The 25,127-nt window shown below is 59.0% G+C and carries 25 protein-coding genes and 1 tRNA gene; 20 read left to right on the forward strand and 6 right to left on the reverse strand.

All coding sequences use genetic code 11. The annotated features are described in order from the left end of the window. Nucleotides 1-7 precede the first annotated feature (7 nt). Genes QMC91_RS03575 through purB form a run of 6 tightly spaced genes read left to right on the forward strand, consistent with a single transcriptional unit; the run spans nt 8 to nt 7,341 of the window. Nucleotides 8-919, forward strand: a complete 912-nt coding sequence (locus QMC91_RS03575; protein WP_300235444.1) for an acetyl-CoA decarbonylase/synthase complex subunit delta — start codon at nt 8-10, stop codon at nt 917-919. Between the two features lie 4 nt (nt 920-923). Then, nucleotides 924-2,258 carry an acetyl-CoA decarbonylase/synthase complex subunit gamma gene (gene acsC, locus QMC91_RS03580; RefSeq protein ID WP_300235447.1) on the forward strand — a complete coding sequence of 445 codons (1,335 nt, stop codon included), beginning with the start codon at nt 924-926 and terminating at the stop codon, nt 2,256-2,258. Continuing rightward, entirely contained in the window at nt 2,246-4,180 is a 1,935-nt protein-coding gene (locus tag QMC91_RS03585; RefSeq protein ID WP_300235450.1) for an ASKHA domain-containing protein, read from the forward strand. Before acsC ends, QMC91_RS03585 begins: the two co-directional genes overlap by 13 nt. After that, nucleotides 4,177-5,202: a hypothetical protein gene (locus QMC91_RS03590; protein ID WP_300235453.1), complete on the forward strand. Its 1,026-nt coding sequence runs from the start codon at nt 4,177-4,179 to the stop codon at nt 5,200-5,202. Before QMC91_RS03585 ends, QMC91_RS03590 begins: the two co-directional genes overlap by 4 nt. Continuing rightward, nucleotides 5,199-5,957 carry an AAA family ATPase gene (locus QMC91_RS03595; RefSeq protein ID WP_300235455.1) on the forward strand — a complete coding sequence of 253 codons (759 nt, stop codon included), beginning with the start codon at nt 5,199-5,201 and terminating at the stop codon, nt 5,955-5,957. The genes QMC91_RS03590 and QMC91_RS03595 overlap by 4 nt, the downstream gene beginning before the upstream one ends. A 43-nt stretch (nt 5,958-6,000) precedes the next feature. After that, nucleotides 6,001-7,341 (forward strand): adenylosuccinate lyase, encoded by a 1,341-nt coding sequence (purB, locus tag QMC91_RS03600; protein WP_300235459.1) that lies wholly within the window; start codon nt 6,001-6,003, stop codon nt 7,339-7,341. 8 nt (nt 7,342-7,349) lie between these two features. Here the strand turns inward: purB and QMC91_RS03605 are convergent, their stop codons facing one another. The 6 genes from QMC91_RS03605 to QMC91_RS03630 form a co-directional block, all read right to left on the reverse strand. Further along, complete coding sequence (locus QMC91_RS03605) at nt 7,350-8,306, reverse strand: nucleoside recognition domain-containing protein (protein ID WP_300235463.1); 957 nt, start codon at nt 8,304-8,306, stop codon at nt 7,350-7,352. A gap of 128 nt (nt 8,307-8,434) precedes the next feature. After that, a complete protein-coding gene (locus tag QMC91_RS03610) occupies nt 8,435-9,232 on the reverse strand; it encodes an ABC transporter substrate-binding protein (protein ID WP_300235466.1) in 798 nt (265 codons plus the stop codon). 919 nt (nt 9,233-10,151) lie between these two features. Then, nucleotides 10,152-10,802, reverse strand: a complete 651-nt coding sequence (gene npdG, locus QMC91_RS03615) for an NADPH-dependent F420 reductase (protein WP_300235469.1) — start codon at nt 10,800-10,802, stop codon at nt 10,152-10,154. Beyond that, entirely contained in the window at nt 10,799-11,086 is a 288-nt protein-coding gene (locus tag QMC91_RS03620; RefSeq protein WP_300235472.1) for a thioredoxin domain-containing protein, read from the reverse strand. The genes npdG and QMC91_RS03620 overlap by 4 nt, the downstream gene beginning before the upstream one ends. 60 nt (nt 11,087-11,146) lie before the next feature. Continuing rightward, nucleotides 11,147-12,607 (reverse strand): preprotein translocase subunit SecD, encoded by a 1,461-nt coding sequence (locus QMC91_RS03625; protein WP_300235474.1) that lies wholly within the window; start codon nt 12,605-12,607, stop codon nt 11,147-11,149. Further along, nucleotides 12,604-13,458, reverse strand: a complete 855-nt coding sequence (locus QMC91_RS03630) for a protein translocase subunit SecF (protein WP_300235477.1) — start codon at nt 13,456-13,458, stop codon at nt 12,604-12,606. Before QMC91_RS03630 ends, QMC91_RS03625 begins: the two co-directional genes overlap by 4 nt. Nucleotides 13,459-14,084: 626 nt before the next feature. Between QMC91_RS03630 and QMC91_RS03635 the strand changes: the two genes are divergently transcribed. The 14 genes from QMC91_RS03635 to QMC91_RS03700 all read left to right on the forward strand — a co-directional run bounded on the left by QMC91_RS03635 (nt 14,085) and on the right by QMC91_RS03700 (nt 24,674). Then, the gene (locus QMC91_RS03635) at nt 14,085-14,399 is read left to right on the forward strand and encodes a DUF2551 domain-containing protein (RefSeq protein ID WP_300235480.1); all 315 of its coding nucleotides are present in this window, start codon (nt 14,085-14,087) and stop codon (nt 14,397-14,399) included. Nucleotides 14,400-14,464: 65 nt separating this feature from the next. Continuing rightward, nucleotides 14,465-14,734 (forward strand): hypothetical protein, encoded by a 270-nt coding sequence (locus tag QMC91_RS03640; protein ID WP_300235483.1) that lies wholly within the window; start codon nt 14,465-14,467, stop codon nt 14,732-14,734. Nucleotides 14,735-14,737: 3 nt separating this feature from the next. After that, nucleotides 14,738-15,145: an archease gene (locus tag QMC91_RS03645; RefSeq protein WP_300235486.1), complete on the forward strand. Its 408-nt coding sequence runs from the start codon at nt 14,738-14,740 to the stop codon at nt 15,143-15,145. A gap of 14 nt (nt 15,146-15,159) precedes the next feature. Then, a complete protein-coding gene (locus QMC91_RS03650; RefSeq protein WP_300235490.1) occupies nt 15,160-16,596 on the forward strand; it encodes an RtcB family protein in 1,437 nt (478 codons plus the stop codon). Further along, nucleotides 16,593-17,171, forward strand: a complete 579-nt coding sequence (locus QMC91_RS03655; RefSeq protein WP_300235493.1) for a hypothetical protein — start codon at nt 16,593-16,595, stop codon at nt 17,169-17,171. The genes QMC91_RS03650 and QMC91_RS03655 overlap by 4 nt, the downstream gene beginning before the upstream one ends. 31 nt (nt 17,172-17,202) lie before the next feature. Beyond that, a complete protein-coding gene (locus QMC91_RS03660; RefSeq protein ID WP_300235496.1) occupies nt 17,203-17,625 on the forward strand; it encodes a DUF2111 domain-containing protein in 423 nt (140 codons plus the stop codon). Nucleotides 17,626-17,630: 5 nt separating this feature from the next. Continuing rightward, the gene (locus QMC91_RS03665; RefSeq protein WP_300235499.1) at nt 17,631-18,611 is read left to right on the forward strand and encodes a biotin--[acetyl-CoA-carboxylase] ligase; all 981 of its coding nucleotides are present in this window, start codon (nt 17,631-17,633) and stop codon (nt 18,609-18,611) included. A 76-nt stretch (nt 18,612-18,687) separates the two neighbouring features. Then, nucleotides 18,688-19,188, forward strand: a complete 501-nt coding sequence (locus QMC91_RS03670; protein WP_300235501.1) for a biotin transporter BioY — start codon at nt 18,688-18,690, stop codon at nt 19,186-19,188. After that, on the forward strand, nt 19,185-19,853 hold the full coding sequence (locus tag QMC91_RS03675; RefSeq protein WP_300235504.1) for an energy-coupling factor ABC transporter ATP-binding protein: 669 nt from the start codon (nt 19,185-19,187) through the stop codon (nt 19,851-19,853). The genes QMC91_RS03670 and QMC91_RS03675 overlap by 4 nt, the downstream gene beginning before the upstream one ends. Further along, the gene (locus QMC91_RS03680) at nt 19,853-20,551 is read left to right on the forward strand and encodes an ATP-binding cassette domain-containing protein (protein WP_300235506.1); all 699 of its coding nucleotides are present in this window, start codon (nt 19,853-19,855) and stop codon (nt 20,549-20,551) included. Before QMC91_RS03675 ends, QMC91_RS03680 begins: the two co-directional genes overlap by 1 nt. Beyond that, complete coding sequence (locus QMC91_RS03685; protein ID WP_300235509.1) at nt 20,533-21,183, forward strand: hypothetical protein; 651 nt, start codon at nt 20,533-20,535, stop codon at nt 21,181-21,183. Before QMC91_RS03680 ends, QMC91_RS03685 begins: the two co-directional genes overlap by 19 nt. A gap of 56 nt (nt 21,184-21,239) precedes the next feature. Further along, nucleotides 21,240-23,000 (forward strand): sodium-extruding oxaloacetate decarboxylase subunit alpha, encoded by a 1,761-nt coding sequence (oadA, locus tag QMC91_RS03690; protein ID WP_300235512.1) that lies wholly within the window; start codon nt 21,240-21,242, stop codon nt 22,998-23,000. A 14-nt stretch (nt 23,001-23,014) separates the two neighbouring features. After that, nucleotides 23,015-24,490 carry an acetyl-CoA carboxylase biotin carboxylase subunit gene (locus QMC91_RS03695; protein WP_300235515.1) on the forward strand — a complete coding sequence of 492 codons (1,476 nt, stop codon included), beginning with the start codon at nt 23,015-23,017 and terminating at the stop codon, nt 24,488-24,490. Between the two features lie 73 nt (nt 24,491-24,563). Continuing rightward, nucleotides 24,564-24,674, forward strand: a tRNA-Met gene (locus tag QMC91_RS03700). Nucleotides 24,675-25,127 lie beyond the last annotated feature (453 nt).

Here is a 25,127-nt window from a genome sequence, read left to right on the forward strand (position 1 = left end):
GTTATCTGTGAGTGAAAACAGTCCTGATAAGTTAGCCATCCGGGAGGTGCGTCTCGGCGCAACACGCGCTGAGGGGGGAACAAGGGAAGTCTCCTACGTTATAGGTGGAGACCGGGGTCTGCCTTTTTGCGGCAACGATGCCGGCCGACGCCTTGTGGCACTTGAGATCTGCGACGACCCGGCGATCTGGCCGCCGGTCGTTCGCAACTACGTGGGCGACCTTGTAAACAACCCCGAGGATTGGGCACAGGCAGCGGAGCGCAGATACGGTGCAGACCTTGTGCGGTTGAACTTTACCAGCACCAAAAAACGAGGGTTTAATGCGTTCGCAGATATCGCCTCGACAACAGAGCGCGTGCTTGAGGCAACGACCCGTCCCCTGATAATCGAGGGGAGTAACGACCCCCAGGTTGACAGCGAGGTCTTCCGACGGTGCGGTGAAGCGGGTGAGGGGGAGCGTCTCCTCCTCGGGACGGCAGAGGCCGACAGATACCGGAGCGTCGCCGCTGCGGCGCTGGCATACGGGCATCTGGTGATCGCACAGTCGCCCATCGATGTCAACCTGGCCAAACAGTTAAACATCCTCCTCCGCGAGACGGGCGTGCCGGAAGACCGCATAGTGATCGACCCCTACACGGGGGCGCTTGGATACGGGTTCGAGTATTCCTACTCGGTGATGGAGCGGATACGTCTTGCCGCGATCGCCGGCGATGACGACCTGGCGATGCCGATGATCAGCGCTCCTACCGACACACTCTCCATCCGGGAGGTACGGGAGGCCGCACCGGAGGAGCAGGATGCTATGGCGGTCGCATGGGAGTTCTATACGGCATACTCCGCCTTTGTTGCCGGGGCTTCGGTCGTCTGCGTACGCCATCCGCTGACCGTGGAGAGACTCAAAAAGGTGCTGGAGGCCTGAACCGATGGCGATGAAAGCACTTGATATCTATAAACACCTGCCGAAGACGAACTGCAAGAAGTGCGGTTACCCGACCTGCCTGGCCTTCGCCATGAAACTTGCGACGGGAAAGGCGGATGTTGAGGCCTGCCCTGACCTCGATCCGGGGGCAAAGGCGCTTCTCGGGGGAGTGACAAGGCCGCCGGTAAGGGCGGTCACGATCGGTGCAGGCGAGCGATCGGTCACCATAGGCGAGGAGTTTGTCCTTTTCAGGCACGAGAAGACCTTCTACCACCCGCCAGGGATCATGGTTGAGGTCTCCGATACCTGGACTGAGGTGGAGGTGCGATCCGTTGTGGATGAGGTCAGGGAGACGGTCGTCCATCGCGTGGGCCAGGACCTCGTCCTCAACGGTGTGGCGGTGAGAAACGAGAGCGGGAGCGCCGACCGGTTCGCAGAGACCGTGAGGCTTGCCGGCGGCGGGAGCAGTCTCCCCCTGGTGCTGATCTCCGACGATCCCACGGCCTTTGAAGCAGCCCTTGCGATAGCGGGGCAGTACCGGCCGCTGATCCACGCGGCGACCGCTGATAACTGGGAGCCACTGGCCGCGCTTGCAAAACAGTATGGATCGCCTCTTGTTGTCCGGGCCGGGACGCCGGCAGACCTCGCTGCCATCACCGCAAAGTGTGCGGAGGCAGGGGTCGCCGACCTGCTGATCGACCCTGCACCGGGGTCGCTCCAGGGCTATATCACCGTCGCGACCGAGATCCGGAGGAGCGCCATCGAGCGGACGGAACCCGCACTTGGCTACCCGATCTACCTGGACGCAGGAGCCCTGGGGGAGACCGATGCTGCAGTCGCTACAGGCATCCTGAAGTATGCGGGGATCATCGTCACCCCACGATTCTCCCGTGCCTCACGGGAGGCGGCGCTCACCCTGCGCCAGAACATCTACACCGACCCGCAGCACCCCATCCAGGTTACGCCCGGGGTCTACCCGATCAACAACCCGGAGCGGGACGCGCCCGTCCTCCTCACGGTGAACTTCTCGCTCACCTACTTCACGATTGTTGGCTATCTCGAGGCTTCCCGGATGCCCTGCCACCTCCTGATCGTGGATACGGAAGGGCTCTCGGTTCTAACCTCGGTTGCCGGCGGTAAACTGACGGAGACTATGGTGGCCGATGCTCTAAAGAAGTTTGGCGTCGCCGACCTGGTGGATCACAGGATCCTGATCATCCCGGGCTACGCCGCTCCGCTCTCCGGCAAGATCGAGGACGCAACCGGCTGGAAGGTGATGGTCGGACCCAGGGATGCAGCCGATCTCCCGGAGTACCTCGAGAAGGAGTGGAAGACCTGATGCCGACGGTGACGTTTCTTCCCGGCTACCGGAAGGTGAGCGTCCCCGAAGGGACAAGCCTACTTGATGCAGCACGTGCGGCCGGTCTTGCGATGAACGTGGTCTGCGGCGGGCAGGGAAAGTGCGGGAAGTGTCTGGTCTTCGTGAAGACCGGGAGCGTCTCGTTTGACCGCGATAAGTTCCGCAAATTCTTCTCTGATCCGGAGATCGCGCGCGGTGCGTGCCTTGCCTGCCAGACGACCGTTACCGGTGACGTCCAGGTAGACGTCCCTGAAGGATCACTCATTCAGGAGCAGAAGATCCTGGTGGAGATCCAGGGGCTAGAGGAGATCCCGCTCAACCCTGCCGTCAGGAAGTATGAGGTCTACCTGAGTCCGCCGTCACTCGATGACACCACACCCGACCTCACACGACTGCTGGAAGGGGTTGAAGGGGTGGGTGGACCGCCACCCAACCGTGTCTACGCGCCGCTTGGCGTCCTCCGCTACCTTCCGCAGGTGCTCCGCCGGAGCGACTGGCACGTGACCGCCACGGTCGCGCTCGTGCCCGGCGGGTACCGACTGAGCAATGTGGATGATGGCGACACCACCGGCCGGCTATACGGGGCGGCGGTCGACCTCGGGACCACCACGATCGTGGTCTACCTCTGGAGCCTGGTAGATGGCCGGATCCTCTCAACGGCGTCCAACTACAACCGGCAGATCTCCTGCGGCGAGGATATCCTCTCGAGGGTGAACTTCTCCAGGAAGGGTGGTCTTGCACGGTTACAGCAACTCGCAGCGGAGAGCATAAACGAGGCGCTGAAGAAAGCCGCGGATGCCGCCGGGGTCGATCTTGAGGAGATATTTGAGGTGATGGTTGCCGGAAATACCGTGATGACCCATCTCTTTCTCGGGATCGACCCGGGATACATGATCGCCGAGCCCTACATCCCGGTGGTGCAGCGGATGCTCTCGACGGCCGCCCGACGGGTCGGTATCGCGACGCATGAGAACACCGGGATCTACACCTTTCCGGCTGTCTCGAACTTCATTGGCGGCGATGTGATCGCCGATATCCTGGCCACCGGGATGACGGAACGCGAGGAGGTCACGCTTCTGATCGATATAGGCACGAACTTTGAGGTTGTGCTCGGCAACCGCGACTGGATGCTCTCCTGTTCGGGCGCTGCCGGCCCCGCCCTCGAAGGCGGGGAGGTGCTGTTTGGGATGCGGGCAAACCCCGGCGCGATAGAGAGCGTCAGGATCGATCCCGAGACACTCACGCCCACCTACACAACCATCAACGGTGTGGCGCCCCGTGGTATCTGCGGGTCGGGCCTCATCGATCTGCTTGCGGAGCTGCTCCGCGCCTGTGTAATCGACAGGACGGGCGGGATCAACCTTGAGATCGATCACCCCCGGATCAGGAGGGGGCGGTATGCCCCTGAGTTTGTTGTGGCCTGGAAAGAAGAGACACCGATAGGGAAAGATATCGTCATCACCGAGAACGACATTAAAAACCTCGTAATGAGCAAGGCCGCGATCCACGGCGCCTGCATGACGCTCCTCGATGCAGCAGGTCTGGCACCCCGTGATATCGAGAGGGTCTGCTTAACGGGGGCGTTCGGGAACTACATCAACAAGGAGAACGCAATCACGGTCGGGTTGATCCCGGAGGTGCCTCTTGAACGTGTGGAGAATATCGGGAACGGCGCGATCACGGGCGCGAACATCGCGCTGGTCAACCGCAAACGGCGGAAAGAACTCGACGGCCTTGCAAGGAGGATCACCTACATCGAACTGAACGCCGACCCCTCCTTCATGGACCGCTATACATCTAGCTGTTTCCTGCCGCACACCGATCTTTCGCTATTCCCGCGCGTGCAGCAGATGCTGGAGGCGTGCAGACTGAGGGAGGGGGTGGGGTCACGACAGGGATGATACCGTCCCCAGAACTCAATGCGACGGGGGTCGGGGCGCTCCCCCACCGCGACCCCGAGGAGGCCTGCCGGGCGGTGCTTGCTGCGTTTCCCCGCATCCCATACGTGCCCACGCTGCCGAACCGGGGGTTTCTGGAGGGGATAGTCTTTGCGGACTCCGAGCACCTGCCCGGTGGCGTGATCAGGGACGGCAGACTCGTTGTCGACAGGAGCATCGATCCTTCTGAGGCGATGGAGCGGATCCTGCTCGACTACCTTGAGGGGAACGTTGAACCCTATGCGGTCGGGAGGGACTACGGTTCCGGGTTTCATGCGATGATGGCCCACGACCTTTCGGGCGCGCTATTGGTCAAGTGCCAGGTGACCGGCCCGGTCACGTTCGGGATGCAGGTGGTGGATGAGACGCGCCGACCCATCCTCTACGACCCCGAGTACGCCGACCTGCTTGGAAAACTCCTGGGCCTGCGGGCGCGGTGGTGTGAGGTCGCGATGCGCGAGCGGATGGGGGCCCGGGAGACGCTGGTGGTGCTGAGCGATCCCTATCTCTCCTCGCTTGGATCATCGGTCGTGCCGGTGGATGCAGGGGTCGCAGAGTCTGCGTTCCAGGATATCGCCGCTCTCCTGGATGGTGGGCTCGGCGTCCACTGCTGCGCAAACACCGACTGGAGTTTCGTCCTGGGTCTCCGGCCGGCCGTGGTCTCGATCGACGCCTGGACCTACGCACGCGAGTTTCTGCTATACCTCGATGAGATTGCGGAATACATGGAGGATGGCGGTGTTGTGGCCTGGGGGATCGTCCCGGCTGATTACACCGTCTTTGCCGCGGAGGGTCCAGACTCGTTCTTCTCCAGGTTTCAGGAGATCCGCGCCCGTGCAACCGGAACCATCGATCCCGGCCTATTTGACCACCAGTCGATGATCACGCCGACCTGCGGGATCAAGACCACGGGTGTGCGTGAGGCTGTTGCGATCATGGAGGCGACCGCCGCGCTCTCCCGCCGCCTGAGGGGTGAGGAGGTATGACCCGGCCGTGCACAGTTGTCATATCCGGGAAAGGCGGGACGGGAAAGACCACGATCTCGGCGCTCCTGATCGACGCAATGGTCAGGGCAGGCGAGCGTCCGATCCTTGCCGTGGATGCCGATCCGAACGCGAACCTCCACGAGGCTCTCGGGATCACGCTCAACGAGACGCTCGGGAGCATGCGCGAGGAGGCCTTTACCCGCTCCATCCCGCCCGGCATGGACCGGACAGGCTACATCAGGTACCGGTTTCGCCGGGCGCTTGCGGAGGCGGAGGGCTACGACCTCCTTGCCATGGGACGACCGGAGGGGTCGGGATGCTACTGTTTCCCAAACGCGCTCCTCACCGAGTGCATCGAGACACTCGAACGCGACTACCGGTATGTCATCGTGGACTCCGAGGCCGGGATGGAACACATAGCCCGTGGGACGATCAGAAGACCGGATATCCTGCTGATAGCAAGCGATCCTGGTGCCCGGGGGATCCGGACTGCCGACCGCATCCGCGACCTTGCAGAGTCGCTCGGTCTTGAGCGGGAGAAGGTATTCCTTGTCGTCAACCGTGACCATGGGGACGCTGTTCTCGAGAGCGGTCTCCCGGTTATCGCCAGGATCCCGGAGGACCCGGCGGTCGATGAGGCAGACCTCGGGGGAACGCCGATCGTCGGTATACCGGAGGAGAGTCCGGCGCGAGCGGCGGTTCGTGACCTCGCCTCCAGGGTGGTCGAGATCTGTGACCAGAGACGACGGGGATGACCGCGACCCCTTTTTAACGCGACAGGCCAAACAGGTACCAACCATGGCAATTCACCCCATCGATTACCGCTACGGCACACCGGAGATGCGTGCCGTCTGGAGCGAGGAGAACCGTTTCCGGGCGATCGTCGCGGTCGAGGTGGCTCTGGCCCGTGCGGAGGCTGCGCACGGGATGATCCCCGCCGAGGATGCTGAGACGATCGCGGTCTGCGCGCCCGGGGCACGGCCGGAGAGGGCAAAGGAGATCGAGGCCGAGATCAACCACGACATGATGGCGATCGTCAGGGCGATCGCCGAGGTCTGCGGTGACGCCGGCCGCTGGATCCACTACGGAGCGACCTCAAACGATATCCTGGATACGGCAACCGCGCTTCAGATCCGTGATAGCCTGGCACTGATCGAGGAGAAACTTAAGCGACTCCTATCAGTCCTCCTTGACCGGAGCGAGGGGACGAAGACCCTTGTCTGTGCCGGCCGTACCCATGGCCAGATCGGCGTCCCGACAACATACGGTCTCCGATTCGCGATCTGGGCAAGCGAGGTTGCGCGTCATATCGAGCGACTCCGCCAGATGCGGTCCCGGGTCATCGTTGGTCAACTCACGGGGGCGGTGGGGACGCAGGCGGCGCTCGGTGATGCCGGTATAGATATCCAGGCAACTATGATGGAGATCCTGGGGATCGGGTCTGTGGACGTCTCAAACCAGATCATAGCGCGCGACCGCTACGCGGAGTACTTTATGTTCCTTGCAAACGTCGCAACGACGCTTGACAAGATCGGGCTTGAGATCCGGCTGATGCAGCGCTCGGAGATCGGTGAACTTGCAGAGCCGTTCGGGAAGAAGCAGGTGGGCTCAAGCACCATGCCGCATAAACGAAACCCGATCAGGAGCGAACAGGTCTGTGGGCTTGCCAGGATCGTCCGTTCCGCGGTCGAACCGGCGCTGTTAAACAACGTTCTCTGGGACGAACGTGACCTTACAAACTCCGCTCCTGAGCGGGTGATCTTCCCGGAGGCCTCGGTGCTTGCCGACCACATCCTGAAGGTGATGATCGAGGTGCTGGAAGGGCTCGAGATCAACCATGAGGGGATCAGAAAGAACTTGATGCTGTTGCGCGGCGTGAACCTTGCCGAGTCGGTGATGATCGAACTGACGAAGCGGGGCATGAACCGACAGGAGGCGCACGAGGTTATGCGGACGGCGAGCATGCAGGCACTTGCCGGGGACCGCGACCTGGCCCAGGTGCTCGGCGAGCACCCGGAGGTGACGAAGTTTATCAGCCCCGATGAACTTCACGCTCTTCTTGACCCTGAGGTCTATATCGGGACGGCGGTCAGGCAGGTGGAGAGGGTGATCGAGAAACTCCGGCCGCTCTGCTCGTGAGTGGGGAGTTACATCACCACCACAACCATCACCAGCAGAAGAGTTGCCACCTTTGCGGCCATGCTTGCCGCGTAGGTGACCAGCGAAACCCTGACACCAAACCGGCCGAATAGCGAGAGGTAGAGCGGCACCGAGTACTTGATGTAGATCATGGTGATGACCACCATGCTCCCCAGGACAAGCGTGGCGAGCGCCGTCCCGGTTGTGAGGATGCCGGTCTCGATCAGTGATGCAACGATCGCATAACCGGCAGAGAAATGAACAAACTGGGCCAGGAGCGCCGCGGCACTCTCGCCCGGGAGCCCGACGATCTGCAGGACAGGGTCAAACGCTGCTCCAACGATCTTCATGACCCCCGTCTCTGAGAGGAGGCCAAAGACTATCAGCGCGGCCAGGGTGACCGGGACAACGCGCCTGAGTGTCGGGACTGCCTTCCTGCACCCCGATATTACGACCTCGCGGTTGAGTGCGATAGGTGTATCCGGTGCAGCGGGAGCCGAAACCTGTACCTGTGGACGCCCATGATCTGCAAGGAACCGGCGACTGTAGAGGAGAGCAAAGAATCCCTGGATGCCGCTTGAAAAGAGGTTCAACCCTGTATAGATCCCACCAACAACCGGGCCAAGGAGAACCAGCGCTGCCGGGAGGTGGACCCGAAAGAGAGACTCGCCAAGGACCACCGGGAATGCGCCCATGATGAGGGTCGGGATCACCTCCTGCTCTCTTACCTTCCCTTCATGGTAATAGTTGGCGAGCATCGATTTTCCCGCCGTTGCGTTGACCCCCATCGCGATGATCGAGAGGATAGATGCTTCTGGGAGGCCGGAGAGTCTGCAGAACGGGCCTGTTAGCGATGAAAACCGGGAGAAGATCCCGGTCTCGGCGAGGATGTTTGCTATGACAATCCCGAGGGTCACGAGCAGGACGGCCCTCACCGCGTAGGATAACACCGGCACCACTCCCACATCCCTCTCCAGACGTTATAGGTCATCAAACGGCCGTAACCATGTCGGTGACAGGAACTGGTGTGAACCATCCCTCTTCGGGGAGGCGCGGGGTAGTTAACGCAAAAATAGGGGGTTTTTGCCCCGCTTTACCTCAGGTTGTACTTATCTATGAGTTCCTCCCAGTAGGGGTCGGCCTGAAGTTCTGCAAGCGCCTGGTTCATGAACTCAAGGAGTGCGGTATCCTCCTTCCGGATGGCGACGCCGAACTGCTCCCCCGTCTCGACGGAACCGATGACCTTCACGGGTTTACCCTCGATTATGTCTTTGAGGGAGAGGTCATCGTACATAACCGCATCGATCCTCCCTATCTCAAGGTCGTTGACGGCAAGCGGGGTGTTGTCATAGAGTTTCAGGTTCGCGGCCGGCATCTTCCCGGTCTCGATCAGGTTCTCCTCGATCCAGAGCGCAGCGGTACATCCGCGCTGCGTTCCGAGAACCGCCCTGCCAGCAAGAACGTCCTCGATCGTCACGTTTGAGTCTTCACGGGCAACAACGTCCTGGTCGACCGTCCAGTAGGGGTTGGTGAAGTTCACCACTGCCTGACGCTCGGGGGTGATGGTCATTCCGGCGTAGACCATGTCGATCTTTCCAGCCTGGAGCGTGGGGATGATGGCATCCCAGTCTACTGCCATGAACGTAACGTCGATGCCATGCTTCTCGGCGATCCACCTCATGGACTCGACATCAAATCCCTGGGCCTTGCCGTCCTTGTCGACATAACTGAACGGCGGATACGCCCCGTCGATACCGACGATGTAGGAGTCTTTCAGTCTCGCCTCTCCGGCGGCACCGTTCTCTTCGGTTGTGCCGGTGCAACCTGCACCTGCAACTGCCAGCACTGCGACAATACAGACAAGCAGCGTGAGAATACCTTGCTTTCTCATGATGGAGGAGTTTGTTGGATGCGTACAATTAACCTTTTGATCTGCCTCTTCCAGGAACTTTCTTTAAACCCACTTTGCAAGACCTTACCCTCAACCTGCCCGGGCATTTCGACAGATCTTCTGCTCCCGGAGCACCACGGTTCAGTGACTCCACATAAAGCGAAGGATCCCTTTCTAAACCTCGGGGGCGAGGGGCAGAAACAGGATCTCGGTGATGGAGTTGTGTTGATACCAGTAGAGATACCTGCAGAGCAGTGTGTCGATGTGGAATCGCCCCTGTCTCCTGCATCTCGGGTCGAACAGCCTTCGCTGCCCGCCCCCCGCCCCCTTAGGGGGGAGGCGGGCAGTCCGTGGCGATAGGCCCGGTTGGCCTTGCACGGGAGCGTGAGTGAGACGATCCTGAGAGATACCTTCCCGGACACGGTATCCATGGAGAATCGCCCTCAGGGAGAGGGGCTGACGGGGAGGGGGACGGAACGTTCCCCGCCCCAGTCTTGACGTGTCACCGGGAACAGTATTCGCGGAACACCACCCCCACCTCCCGGCAAGGCCGTGCATGGGTCTTCTCCAGAGTCTCCCCCGTGTTTCTGGCAATTTACATCACCGCCAACAATGCAACTGATAAACATTTTCACGATTTTAAACTACCAGGATCCGATATCAGGCCAAGAGCGAGTGTAGTTTTGCAAGAGGAGCGATCTTTGAGCCTTGAAGTGCGGATCTAACGGTAAAATAGGGCTGAAGATCCAGGTGTTTCTGGAGGGGGCTACAGTGGTATAACACCGCCATCGTTGAGCACTTTCGCTTGCCACCCTTCAACCGCCACGGTATTGGTGGCTGTGCGTGATGCCGGTCAAACCAAAAACAGGGGGGGATCTCGTACCCGGGGACTACTTCACCCGGGTCAAAAGTAAGGTGTTCAGACGAACCTGACGCCGACATCCCGCATCCTGTTGAACCGCCCGATATTGAGAAGGAGGGGTGTGACGCTCTCGACCATCGATGCGGCCGCAAGCGGCCCCGCATCGTAGGCACGGAGGTGCGAGACGTTGTTGACGATCTCCATCACCGTCTGTTTGGCTGCTGCATCATCGCAGCAGACGGCGACCGAGTAGTCCAGTTCCTCGTCGATCTTTTTCCACCTGTTCGCGGCGATGTTGTTGAACGCGGCGCATACGGTTGCGGTTTCTGGAAGCATACTTCTTATCATCATGGCCGCAGAACCCTCTGGTGGTGGGGCATAGTAGAAGTAGGTCTCTCGCTCGATCGGGTTTACAGGGCTGATAACGATCTTATCCTCAAAACCTCCCAGCGTTTTCAGCGTTGGTGCCACATGCTTGAATGGTATCGCCAGGACGACGACATCCCCCTCATCAACCGCACGCTGGTTTGAAACGCCACTCAGACTGCAGGGGATACCCTGCCCCGCCAATGCCTCCCGGCATGCTTCACAGGTCGTGACAGCTTTTGTCTCCTCCCGCGACCCGACAATCACATCATACTTCGGCGAGAGGCGGAGCGCCATACCCTCCCCGATCTCACCGGTTCCACCTACGATCCCGATCTTCACTTCTCCACCAGCGGTTTCAAGATGCTCTCAAGCGTGGCCAGGTCCTGAACGCCCACCAGTTTCCGGACAACTTCTCCGTCCTTCTCGATGACGATCGTGGGTACAAACTGAAGATCGTATTTCATAGCATACCTCCGCGTCTCCTCAGAATCGACACCTACATCGATCTTCCTGATCTCAACCCGATCGCCCATTCTCCTCTTGAGTTCATCGATAATTGGCGACTGCTGGTGGCACGGACCGCACCACTCGGCGAAAAAATCCATTAAAACCGGTTTTCCCATACAAATATACCCCGTTCAAACACTGTGTAAAAACGGGGCAATAAAGGTTGTGTAGGGTTATTATCTCGAGAGGATTGTCATAATTATCTTTCCATAGGCAGGCCTGGTGACCAGGATGCCGACCAGTACACCAAGGATTGTGATGATGGCAAAACCTCTCAGGGTGGAGAGATCCATCAGCGCCAGCGGCAGCATGGCTATTACGACCGTTGCAGCGGCCAGCGCAATGATCCCGAGCGCCCGTCCATAACGTTTCATATAAAGGTTCGGCGATGGGACCCGGCCCTCGTGGAGTACCTCGTCCGTGATGATTACGAGCTGATCTATACCGGTACCCATCACCGCTATCAACCCGGCAATGGTGGCAAGGTCAAGCTGGATTGCGAACCGTGCGATCCCGAGCAGGATGATGATCTCCGAGAGGTTGATCGCAACCATCGATAGCACGATCGCGGGTTCACGGTATCGGTAGTAGACAACAACTCCTACCGTAAGCAGCGCAAGCAACCCGGCAATGGCAACCGTCATCTTGAACTGCTCTCCAAGCGCTGCAGGCACCGAACCTGAACCTACTATATCCACCTTGACCGGCAGGGCGCCTGCCCGCAGGTGTATCTCAAGCGCCATCGCGGACTCAAGTCCGGCATCGCCGGTGCCGGTGGTGGCCGAGAGCGACCTGACCGGGGCGGTGCGGAGTTGTGTTGCAAGGTCGCTTGAGAGTGGAGCGCTGTAGACGGTTTTGTTGTCAAGGAGCATTATGAGATTGTGGGCCGCAGGGTTGTCAACAGCGCCGTATCTGAGGGCGGCCTCCCGGAACGCCTGGGCGCCCGTCTCGGAGAGCGTGAACCCGACACCCCACTCCTGGGTGTATGGATCCTTCTGCGGCACGCTGACACTTGTTATCTGGTCACCGTAGAGGACGTGCTGTGTCTCGTTGCCCGCCGTCTGGATCCTGATCTCAAAGACACCCTGCTTACCGACGATCTCCTGGGCAGTCGCCATATCCACGCCGGCAAGTTCTATCCGCACGTACTGGGGGAAGCCGCTACCCGTCGGGGTGAGCAGGTTGATCCTGGCATCCTGCATCCCGAGAGCGTTCACCTTCTCGTTGAGGATCCGCTTCACCTCGTCTGCGGTGTAGGCAGATACCCCCTGCTGGTAGGTGACGATCGAAGCGCCTGATTCGGCAAAGATCGGTTCAAGGTCTGCACGCTGGACGTTCTTTCGGATCTCAAGATGATTCTCATCTATGGGTATGACCTCGGTATCAAGGGCCGTCCGAAGGTTCGCCACAAGGTCATCAACCGATCCATCGGTTGAGTAGCCCACGACAACCGACTGGAACTCCAGTTGCAGCCACGAGCCCCCCTCGAGGTCAAGACCGAACTGGAGGTTACCCTCAAGCCCTTTCTCCGGGTTTGGAGGGGCAAGATAGATGCCCACAAGTGAACCGATCACGAGCAGGATCAGCAGAGCGACCCTCCAGTCTTTGAGAAGTTTCTTGACGATTTCGGTATTCATCTCTTACCCCCCCGGAGAATGTATCCTTTGAGGATCCCGGCGTTCAGCATCCAGGTATTCATCAGGTCGACCACGAGACCTATCAGGAGGACGCTTGCTATCTCACTGATGATCTGGATCTGCCCGACCGTTGCGACGACCCACATCGCGGCGATGGCCGCAAGGGTCGTGGTCGTCATGATAAGCCCCGTTCTGAACGCGCCGGCAAGTTTTTCATCGAGTTTTCCCTTGCGCTTCAGTAGCCGTGTGGTCAGGAGGATGTCACTGTCGACAGAGTAGCCGATCAGCATCAGGAGCGCGGCGGTCGTCCCGAGCGAGAGCGGAATCCCTACGATCTGCATGACTGCCGCGCTGATGGCCATGTCGGCAAAGGCCGAGAGGACGACCGCACCTGCTGGCACAAGATTTCGGAACGCGATAACGACCACAATGGCCATACCGATGAACGAGAAGAGGAGTGCGAGGAACGCCTGACGCTGGAGCGTCTTTCCAAACGTCTCGCCGATCTGGTCGATCTTCGCATCAGGATAGCGCTCGCTTATGAGCGTCACCAGACTCAGATACTCTGCATCGTCCATCGGCCCGAACTGGATGTATCTCCCGCCGCCGATCCCCTCACCCACAGACAACAGCGGATAGTCGGCGAAGGCAGCCTCTATCGTCTCTTTGTTCTCGGACGTGAAGAGGGTGACTGCTGTTCCTCCAACAAAGTCGATGCCCGGTGTTATGGGCAGGCCCGTGGAGAGCGTGGTGTAACCGAGCACCACCAGCGCCAGGAGGAGGATAACCAGTGGCAGCGTCACCATCTGCCGCGGAGTGTATTTGTTGACGTCGTATCTGGCAAATTCCATGCTGTATCAGTGTAGAACTGTAAACTGATAAAGAGTGTTGCTTTGTTGATAATTGGAGTCTGGCCACTCGATCCAGTTTTTTCCCGGTTTGATGAACCTCTCCGGGATGGACGCCGGGGGGGGGCGGATTTCAGGTGATCTGTATCGCCACGACTTCTGTCCACATGGTTCTCGGCCAGGCCAGGGTTTACCGGGGTTTTGTGAGGCTTTTGCGAGAAGACACGGGCGGCCAGCCACGAAAGATCTTTAGCGGGGATGCAGGAGACTGGAGGTGGGGGGTTTTCCAGAGGTTAAGATGTCTTTCCGGTGACACGCCGAGACAGGGGACTTCTTTTCTCGTTGGGTGCTTTGCGGGCATGGGGCACGAGCTCCTCCGGGGTGAGTGCGGGCACCCACGCCGCCTCGTGTGAGCGCACGAAAACGAGGGCATTCGCCCTGAGATCGCCTCAAAACCTGCACTCGTCCATTCGCTCGTTCATCCAGACCTTTCACCACTCCGTCCGGAAACGACGTCATTATAATGGATATGGCAATGAATTGTCAGACAATTGTCGTCCAGGCGTCAGAATACCCGATAAACGAATAAAATGAAAAGATATATATAAAATACCCAATTACAAGCACATATGAGATCCCCCGGGGAGCTCAAAAAAGAGATAGAGGATCGACTCAAAAGTTATCTATCACGTGATCGGGATGGACTCCGGCATGAGTTGCTCGGTCTCTTCGTGAAGGTCCGGGCGCTCACCATACCACAGATCTACGAGACACTGCGTAAACGCTTCACAATCACCTACCACTCCATCGCATCCATGGTCGGCATTATTGCATCCCGGATAGGTATCCTGCACGTGAGACGAAACGCTGAGGGGACAAATTCTATCTATGAGCTGAAGGAGCAGTACGTGGATCTGGTGACAAAGATCCTGGGGACCACATAGTCCTCTGGAGGAAACCTGAAAACCCATACCTCTTTTTACACAAAGCACCAAGATAGGTGATCATCATGCAAAGCGACGTTGAGGAGCCAGGCCAGTCACAGAGCATCTATATAACAGAGGATGTTCGATCATACATCCTCCAGAGGAAACGCGACTTCAGGGTGAGCACATCCTGTGGGGGACCCATCCTCCTGCCGGTATCTGTTAAACCACCGAAAACGACCGATCTGCAGATCCCGGTTGGTGACTATACAATATACGTCTCGAAGTACCAGGCGCGCTACCTCGATTGCATCCACAGGGGTATGATCCCTTTCTTTTACGACGATTACTAGATCATGAGTTTTGAGGAACTGGAGCACACCGCCGATCTCCGTCTGCGGGTGCGGGGCGCGACCCTGGATGAGATCTTTGCCGAGGCGGGCCGGGCGATCTTTCAGGTGATGTATGGGTGCTGCAAGGACAGGGGTGTAGAGCGAAGGATCGAAGTTGAGGCAGAGAGCCTGGATTCCCTCCTCTTTGACTACCTCTCGGAGTTGCTCTTCATCACCGATGTTGAAAATGTCGTCTTCTGCACATTTGATGTAAATATCCAGGGCACCCGTCTCACCGCCGTTCTGCGTGGCGAGCCTCTCGACCCTGCCCGTCACTCTGGCGGGACGCTCATCAAGGGCGTGTCCTACTCCGGGCTTGAGATCAGGAGAGACGAAGAGGGTTATGTTGTTGAGATCATACTTGATGTCTGAAGGAGTTATTCCATATGCTTGCCGGAATCAATAGGGTTGGCGACCTCGAGTGGGAGGTCCCGATCGGTTACGTCCCGGGCATGCGCGTCCCTGGACGTTTCTTCCTCTCGGCGTCACTCGCCGGGACGCTTGAAGAGGGGGCGGTGCGTCAGCTCGCAAATGTTGCAACTATGCCGGGTATAGTGAAGTACTCACTTGCAATGCCCGACATCCACTGGGGATACGGGTTTCCAATAGGTGGGGTCGCCGCGTTTGATATGACCGAGGGGGTCATCTCTCCCGGCGGGGTCGGGTTTGATATCAACTGCGGTGTCCGACTGATCACGACCCCCCTGACCGAATCTGACCTTGCCGGGAAGAGGCGGGAACTGATCGAGCGGCTCTTTGCAGCAATACCGACCGGTGTCGGGGCAAAGAGCACGCTGCGGATCTCGAATAAGGATCTCTCCAGGGTCATGGTCGAGGGCGCACGCTGGGCGGTTGAGCGCGGGTTTGGCACAGAGGCCGATCTTGCCCGCTGCGAGGCTGAAGGCGCGATGAGCGGGGCCGATCCTGACGCCGTGAGTTCAAAGGCACGCCAGCGCGGCGTGCCGCAGCTCGGGACGCTCGGCGCCGGAAACCATTTCCTGGAGGTTCAGGCGGTGCGCGAGATTCTTGACCCTGCGACAGCAGAGACCTTCGGGCTCAAAGAGGGACAGGTCTGTTTCATGGTACACTGCGGTTCACGCGGACTTGGCCACCAGGTTGCAACCGATCACCTCCGGACGCTCGAAGCGGCGCTCAGCAAATACCGTATACACCTTCCTGACCGCCAGCTTGCCTGCGCCCCAATCGACTCCCCTGAGGGTCGGGGCTACTACGGGGGGATGGTCTGCGCTGCAAACTACGCCTGGGCGAACCGGCAGGTGATCATGCACGAGGCCAGGAATGTATTTGCAAAGATGTTCGGGCTTGATTACGACGAGATGCGACTCGTCTACGACGTAGCCCATAACGTCGCCAAGTTCGAGCGCCACGAGGTCGATGGCAGACCCGTGGAGGTCTGCGTCCACCGCAAGGGCGCAACACGGGCTTTCGGGCCGAAAGCCCCTGAGATCCCACATGAATACGCCGGAGTCGGACAGCCTGTGATCATCCCCGGGAGCATGGGGACACCCTCCTACCTGCTTTGCGGCACAACGACCGCGATGCAGAAGACGTGGGGCAGCACCTGCCACGGCGCAGGAAGGGTGCTCAGCAGGTCGAAGGTGAAGAAAGAGGTTCTCGGGAAAGAGGTCAGGGAACAACTGGCGGGTGAAGGTATTCTGGTACGTGCACACAGCGATGCGGCCATCGCGGAAGAGGCGCCCCAGGCCTACAAACCAAGCCAGGAGGTTGTCCGTGTGGTGCACGTTCTGGGTCTCTCAGCGATCGTCGCCAGGCTGGAACCGCTCGGGGTGATCAAGGGATGACCTGTAGGGTCGGGCTGCTCTGGGACACCCCTCTCATCTTCTCGCGGCTGATCGAAGACTGCGGTGCGTCTTGTGAGGCGATCACCCCTCATATGCTTGCAACCCCATTCTGGCGCGGAAGGTTTGTCGCGCTAATAGTGCCTACGGGGTTTGCAAACCCGACATACTCAAAACTCCTGCCGGCTCTGCGGGCCTCAAGCGGCCGGATTGAGCGTTTCGTTGAGAACGGTGGGAGGTTACTGGTCTTTGGCGCAGCGTCTACGCGTCAGGACGCCTACGACTGGCTACCCATCCCGGTGACGTATGTGCACTCCTATGGGCCTCGTGCTGTCCGGTTTACCGCTGATAGCCCTTACAACTCTCTCATCTCCGGCTACGATCTGAACGCTGTAGAGTGCGACGGAACGTTTCCATCCCACGGGGGGGAGACTCTTGCCGCCACACCGGATGGGGAGGCGCTCCTGATCAGTAAGGAGATTGGAGAGGGTGTGATCCTGGTTACCAGTGTTCATGAATATCCATCACGAGAATTTTTGGCGGAGTTCTCGTGTGCTGATAGGGAAACCTTATTTTAGATCAACCGTGATGAACAGTATGGATACGGCCATGGATCAATATATCATCTCCGCGTCTTCAGATGCACGCGATCTCGCCCCGCTTGCGATGTGCATCCACGAACTGCTCAATCGGCTGCCCGTCACGGCACGATCACGTGATAAGCCCGGCGTTCGTCTCGAAGAGGGGAGGGTTATCGACAGAGCCTATACCGGCCCGGTTCTCGAAGCAGTGCTTGCCGGGAACGTCACAAAACGGGTCAGACCCCAGAGTGGGCCTTACAAGGGGATCCCGGTGGTGGTGGCACCGATAAGGGACGATGAGGGTAGTGTCATCGCTGCAATCGGTATAGTTGATGTTACCGGGATCTTTGATCTTGTGGATTTCATGGAGCAGGCCTCGGCGATCCGGAAAGAGGTATGCGGCGAGGATCCGTGCCCGCTCCCGACCGAGTCACCTGCAGCGAAAAGGTAATGGACATGAACGAAACGGCAATCAAAGTCCTGAAGATTCTTGAAGAGTCGCCCGGCCCGATCTCGGGTGAACAGATTGCAGAGCAACTGGGGATCAGTCGATCGGCCGTCTGGAAACAGATACGTGAACTCCGGCGACTGGGATACCATATATCGTCATCACGGACGGAAGGCTACCGTCTGGAGGCAAGGACAGATCGGCTTCTTCCGTATGAACTCAACAAGAAACTGCGCACAAAGGTCATAGGCAGGCAGATCCGCCACTTTGAGCGAACCGCTTCCACAGGCTGGGTCGCAAAGAGACTTGTTACCGAGACAGATCCGGAGAAACTGCATGGCATGGTGATCATCGCTGAGGAGCAGACCGGTGGAGTGGGGAGGCTCGGGCGCGCCTGGGTGTCTCCTCCCGGTGGAATCTGGGCCACCATAATCTTAAGACCGAAGATACCGCTCGATCACCTCTTCATGATCACCATGGCCGGGTCGATCGCGATCGCCCGTGCCATCCGCAAGGAGTACGATCTCAGCGCGCTCATCAAGTGGCCAAATGATATCTTCATCGGCGACAGGAAGGTCGCCGGGCTGCTACTGGAGATCTCTGCGGAGGCAGATACGGTTCATTACGCCCTCCTGGGGATCGGGATCGACGCTAACGTCTCCCCTGATGAACTTCCATCACCCCTCCGGGAGACGGTGACAACGCTTGCGACCGAGGTCGGTCACCCGGTCGACCGTGTCTCGCTCTTTGCCCGCGTCCTGCGCGAGTTTGAGCTACGCTACCAGCAGCTCGAGGATGGAGAGTATGAGTCCATAATCCGCGAGTGGAAGAGCCTCTCCCTGACGCTCGATCGACGGGTGGCAATCCGGACGGTCAATAAGACCTTCTCCGGGGAGGCTATAGATATCGATGAACACGGTGCCCTCCTCATCAGGAAGGATAACGGGAAGATTGAACGGGTAATAGCCGGGGACTGTTTCCAGATCTGATCTTCCTGTCAACCATCTGTCTATCTTTGGTTGACAGGATTTTTATTGTCAACCGTCTCATTATGGGAGGGTTGACATGATCCAGCGGGCCAGGATTCTTGCCCTTAGCGGCACTTTTATTGCGCTGATCACTGCGGGGAGCTGGCTCTCCATACCGCTGCCACCCGTTCCGCTCACACTCCAGACCCTATTTGTGCTCCTTGCCGGGATCGTCATGAAACGCTACGGGGTGATCCCCGTTACCCTCTACGTCCTCCTGGGCGCTGCCGGGCTCCCGGTCTTTCACAACGGCACGGCAGGTCTCGGGATACTCCTTGGGCCTACCGGAGGGTTTCTGGTCGGTTTCATCCCGGCTGCCCTTGTCACCGGGGTTGCCTACGAGCACAAGTCCCCGAAACTCCGGTCTGCCGGGCTGGTTGCGGCTACCGCGGTTACCTACGTCTTCGGGGTGGCGTGGCTCTCCTTCTCGGCGTCGCTCCCTATCTACCAGGCAATACTCCTCGGAGTTGCGCCGTTTATCGTCGGTGACATGGTTAAGATCGCGGCTGCATACGCTATAGGGGAGCGGCTGGCATGATCCGTATAAACGATCTCAGGCACCGGGGGCTTGAGATCCCCGAGCTTACGCTGGATGCACGCCACATTGCCGTTATCGGGCCGAACGGGAGCGGCAAAACAAGGCTGCTTGAGGTCTGTTCGGGGATCGAGGAGCCCGGGACCGGGACGATCCGGATCCTGGGACGATCGCCATCATCGCTGAGGGTTGGCTGGGTCGGGGAGTTTCCCGACCGGACGCTGCTCTTCTCCCGGGTCTACGATGAGGTGGCGTCGACGCCAAGGTTCCGCCACCAACCCTGCCCGGAGACAGAGCGGATGGTTATGGCGGCTGCGAGGATGGTCGGCATCGGAGATCTCCTCGAAAGGAGGGTCGCCTCGCTCTCCGGCGGCGAGAAGGTGCTGGTCGCGCTGGCTGCGGCCTGTGCCGGCGAGCCCGAGGTGCTTGTCCTCGACGAGGCCGACTCTCACCTGGATGCCGTGACGGCCAAACGTCTCAGGCAGGTGGTTCAGGAGAGCCCGGCGGCTCACGTCCTCTGGTGCACACAGTCGATGGATACCGCGGCAATGGCGGACTGTGTTATCTTCATGGAGGGGGGCCGCGTTCGGTATAGTGGGACTCCGGAAGAGGTCTTTGAGATCCTCAAGGAGACCTGCTATTATCCGGCAATCTGGAGGCTCCGCTGATGAGGGTTGAACTTGGAGAGGTGGTCTTTGGACGGGATGGGTTCTGCCTGCGTGGAAGCGGCACCTTCGGCGAGGGGATCCACCTCGTAAGCGGCCCGGTGGGGAGCGGGAAATCTACGCTTGCTCTCCTGCTTGCAGGTCTCCTCACTCCAGACAGAGGCACCGTCCGGCGGCAGGATGTCAAATCGGTTCTGCTCCTGCTCCAGTTCCCAGAACATCAGGTCACAGCCCCCACGGTTGCACGGGAGGCCGCCTCCTGGGGAATCGCCCCGGATGAGGTGCTTGCACTTGCAGAACTTGAGGAACGTGCGGATGACGATCCGTTTCACCTCTCCCGGGGTGAACTGAAACGGCTGACCCTGGCCTGTGCGTTTATCAAATGTCCTGACCTGCTGCTGCTCGACGAACCTTTCAGTTCGCTGGACTGTGAGACAAAGAGGTGGGTCTGCGGTATGATCGAGGAGCGCGGGTCCGGGACGACGATCATCTTCTCGCACGAACAATCGGTTCTCCCGCGGGTGGATGCCATCTGGGAGATGGAGGATGGCGCCCTGATCGGACGCGGGAGTGTTCCCGGGGCCATCTCCTCATGGAGGCACGCCCCGGCATACCTTACCTACGCTCTGGAGAGGGGTGCGCAACCGGAGAACATCAGGCTTTCCGATGCCCGTGAGGCGTTATGCAGGATCCGCGACTGAGGTTTCTTTCCATCGCCGTCCTCTCGCTTGCCTCGTTCTTGAGTGTCTGGGGGGCGCTTGGTGCTCTCGTCTGGTTGGTGGTTGCGAGACGGCGCACAGATGCCATGCTTCAGCCTCGCGTGCTCCTCCCTCTCTTTGCAATGGTTGGCCTGACCGCGCTCGTCTCGGCGTGGGGTGGGGGGAACGGACTCTCCTACTTCATACGGATGAGCGTGATCCTACTCCTTGCGGCATGGGCGTATGCAGCGACGGCGGAGGGCGAGGCGCTTGCCGTGGCTGTCTGGGCGTTCGGGAACCGTGCAGGGTTTGATATCGGGCTTATCGCTGAGATGGGGCTTGCCGGTCTTGGAATTATCCGGGAGGAGATCGAGCAGGTGGGGCTTGCCATGAGATTGAAGGGGATCCGGCCCGGTCTGCGCTCTATCGTGCCGCTTGCCCTCAATCTTGTCATAACGGAGATCCGCCGAGCCGACGAGATTGCACGGCTGCTCACCGTCAGGGGCTACACGGCGGGAGGAGTGGTATGTCCGCGGTTTCAGACGAGTTTAAACGAGATTCTGGCATCTATATCCGCGTTTTTACTCGGTCTTTTACCCGCCCTTCTCCTTCGCGACGTTTTTATATTAGTATGATGAATTTTTGAGAGGCTTTATTGATATTTTCTCGGCCCTTCGAGGTGTATTATTCGATGTGTGCTGCCAGTTTAGGTCCACTCCATATCACGGATACCACGCTCAGGGACGCCCATCAGTCTCTCATTGCCACCCGTCTTCGAACTGAGGATATGGTCCCGCTCGCACGTGCAATTGACGATGTGGGGTTCTTCTCGGTCGAGGCCTGGGGCGGAGCGACTTTTGATACCTGCATCAGGTTTCTGGATGATGACCCATGGGACCGCCTGCGGGCGCTGAAGGCCGAACTGAAGCGCACTCCTATCCAGATGCTCCTGCGCGGCCAGAACCTCGTGGGCTATCGGCACTATCCTGATGATGTGGTGGAGAAGTTTGTTGAGGCGGCGGCGCGAAACGGGGTCGATATATTCCGCGTCTTTGATGCATTGAACGATATCCGGAATATGAAGAAGGCAATGGAGGGGGTCAGGAACGTCGGAGCGCACCTTCAGGGTGCGATATCATACACGACAAGCCCCGTTCATTCCGTTGAGGGGTTCATCGGTATGGCGGAGGAACTCTACTCGCTTGGCTGTGACTCGATCTGTATAAAGGATATGGCCGGCCTGATCATGCCGCACGACGCCCGCGATCTGATTACCGGGATCAAGAGGGTGGCGGACGTTAAGGTCTGTCTCCACTCGCACTGCACGAGCGGTGTTGCGCCGATGAGTTATCAGGCGGCGATCGATGCAGGCGTGGATATCCTGGATACAGCGATGTCGCCGTTTGCTCTTGGCACCTCCCAGCCTCCGACGGAGAGTGTCATCGCAAGCGTTGTGGGGACGCCACGCGATACCGGTATCGATCTCTTCAAACTGCGGAAGGTCCGTAACATCTGCCGTGAGATACGGGAAAAATATGAACCGCTCTTCAACTCCATCTCCGAGCGGGTCGACTCGGACGTGCTGATCTACCAGCTTCCTGGCGGGATGATCTCAAACCTGGTCTCGCAGCTCAAGGAGCAGGACGCGCTCGACCGCCTGGATGAGGTGCTCCGCGAGATCCCGCGTGTGAGGGAGGATCTCGGCTATCCCCCGCTTGTGACACCAACAAGTCAGATCGTGGGCACCCAGGCGGTCTTCAACGTCCTCATGGGCGGGGAACGCTATCAGAACGTGACCCGTGAGGTTAAGGACTATGTTCTCGGGCTCTACGGCCGTCCACCGGCCCCGATCCGCCCTGAGATCAGGAGGCGGATCATAGGTGATGAGGAACCGATAACGGTTCGCCCGGCGGATCTGCTTGAACCGATCTACGAGAAGATGAAGAAGGAGGCGATGGAACTGGGTCTGATCTCAAAGGAGGAGGATGTTCTAACCTACATCCTCTACCCGAGCATCGCTCCCTCGTTCCTCCGGGGCGAGCGTCAGCCGGAGGTCATCCCTGATAAGGCACCGCAGGTTGCGCCGATGAGGGTTGCGGAGATCCCGCACTCCATGGAGGTTGAGGTGGATGGTGAGATCTTCTCTGTCCGGATCCTGACCGTGGATGGGGGTGCGGTCGAACCACTGGCTGCGGGAAAGGAGCAGAGTCTCAGAGAGACACCACCCCGGGGTGATCTCCCCGGCGCTGTCAAGAGCAACATGCAGGGGATGGTCCTTAAGGTTATGGTCGAGCGCGGGAGCACCGTCCGGAAGGGTGATACCCTCATAGTTCTTGAGGCTATGAAGATGGAGAACCCCATCCCCTCCCCCCGCGACGGAAGAGTCACAGAGGTCTTTGTGGATGTAGGGGACGTTGTGCAGAACGGCGATGTTTTGATGGTCATTGAGTGAGGGCTGTTTGCGCGATGAAATACTTTGACAAGATCCTGATCGCCAACCGCGGCGAGATTGCCATCCGAATTATGCGTGCCTGCAGGGAACTTGGCATCGAGACTGTTGCGATCTACTCTGAACCAGACAGGAACGCGCTTCACGTCCGGTATGCTGATGAGGCGTTCTGTGTCGGGGAGGCGCACCCCTCGAAGAGTTACCTGAACAAGGAGCGGATCTGCAACGTTGCTAAGAAGAGCGGGGCGGAGGCGATACACCCCGGATACGGGTTCCTTGCCGAGAACGCTGGTTTTGCAAAACTGGTTGAGGAAGAGGGTCTGACGTTCATCGGCCCGTCCTGGAAGACTATCGAGATGCTGGGTTCGAAGATCGAGTCGAAGCGGGCGATGCGGGAAGCTGGCGTCCCGGTTCTTCCGGGCACTCCCGAGGGCGTCACCAGCATTGATGAAGCCAGGAGGGTCGCGGCAGAGATCGGTTACCCGGTGATAGTGAAGGCGAGCGCGGGTGGCGGTGGTATCGGGATGCATATCGTCAAGAACGAGGACCAGCTCGAGGAGGCGATCGAGAAGGGGAAGCGGATCGCAGAGTCTGCGTTCGGCGACCCGACAATCTTTGTTGAGAAGTATCTCACGAAGCCGCGCCATCTCGAGATCCAGATCCTTGCTGACGGGACCGGACACACCGTTCACCTCTACGATCGTGAGTGCTCAATCCAGCGTCGACACCAGAAACTGCTTGAGGAGGCGCCATCTCCGATCATGACACCCGAACTCCGGGAACGAATGGCGGAGTCGGCGATCACCGTGGCGAAGACGGCAAACTACAAGAACGCCGGCACGGTGGAGTTCCTCTATTCGAACGGGGACTACTACTTCATGGAGGTGAACACCCGGCTGCAGGTGGAGCACACCGTGACGGAGTTTATCACCGGGATCGATGTGGTGAAGCAGCAGATCGCGATCGCGGCAGGCTATGATCTGGCAATGGACCAGGAGGATATCAGCATCCGGGGACACGCGATCGAGTGCCGGATCAATGCGGAGGACCCGCTGAACAACTTTGCCGCTGATCCGGGAAAGATCGTTCGCTACCGGTCTCCAGGGGGCCCAGGGATCCGGGTTGACTCTGGCGTTCACATGGGCTATACCATTCCAGCACACTATGACTCGATGATCGCCAAACTCTGTGCCTGGGGTATGAACCGCGAGGAGGCGATCCAGCGGATGCGTCGGGCTATCTACGAGTATGTCATTATTGGCGTGAAGACGACGCTCCCGCTTCACTACGCGATCATGCAAAACCCTTACTTTATCGCCGGTGAGACCCACACCCACTTCCTCCAGGAGGGGCATATAGCCGCAAGTCTGCGCCGGTACCTCCACGAGGAGGAGGCGCGTATGCAGACGCTGGCGACTTCCCTCCGCCAGGGAAAACAGGTGGCTGCGATCACGGCGGCGGTCGATGTCTATATCCGGAAAAACACGAGGTAACCCTCTATCCAATTTTTCCGGTCGGGCATAAGGTTTATTTGTCAATACAACATTGTTATACTGCACTTTGTGTGCTGCGGTGGCCTAGCTGGTCAGGGCGCCAGACTCATAGGGTTTTGTGGAGATACGGTGCGTCCAGACCTGGGACATCTGGAGATCGTGGGTTCGGATCCCACCCGCAGCATTTTAATAGGTTTTTGAACTCAGTTTTAGCCCCTCGAGAACCACCAGGATCTTCAGCCTTATTTTACCGTTAGATCCGCACTTCAAGGCTCAAAGATCGCTCCCCTTGCAAAGTACGCTCGCTTTTGGGCTTGATATCAGATCCTGGTAGTTTAAAACCGTGAAAAATGTGTATCATCTGCATTGTTGGTGGTGATGTAAATTGCCAGAAACACGGGGGAGACTCTGGAGAAGACCCCCTGCACGGCCTTGCCGGGTGGTGGGGGTGGTCAGCGAATACTGTTCCAGGTAACACGTCAAGAGAGGGGCGGGGAACGTTCCGTCCCCCTCCCCCTCAGCCCCTCTCCCTAGGGGCGATTCTCCGTGGATAGAGTATCCGGGAGTGCATCTCCAGCACCAGGGTGGAACCTACCTTGCACGGCCATCCGGTTTATCGCCGATCACTGCCCGCCCC

Source organism: Methanoculleus sp., from assembly GCF_030019085.1.
Lineage (GTDB): Archaea > Halobacteriota > Methanomicrobia > Methanomicrobiales > Methanoculleaceae > Methanoculleus.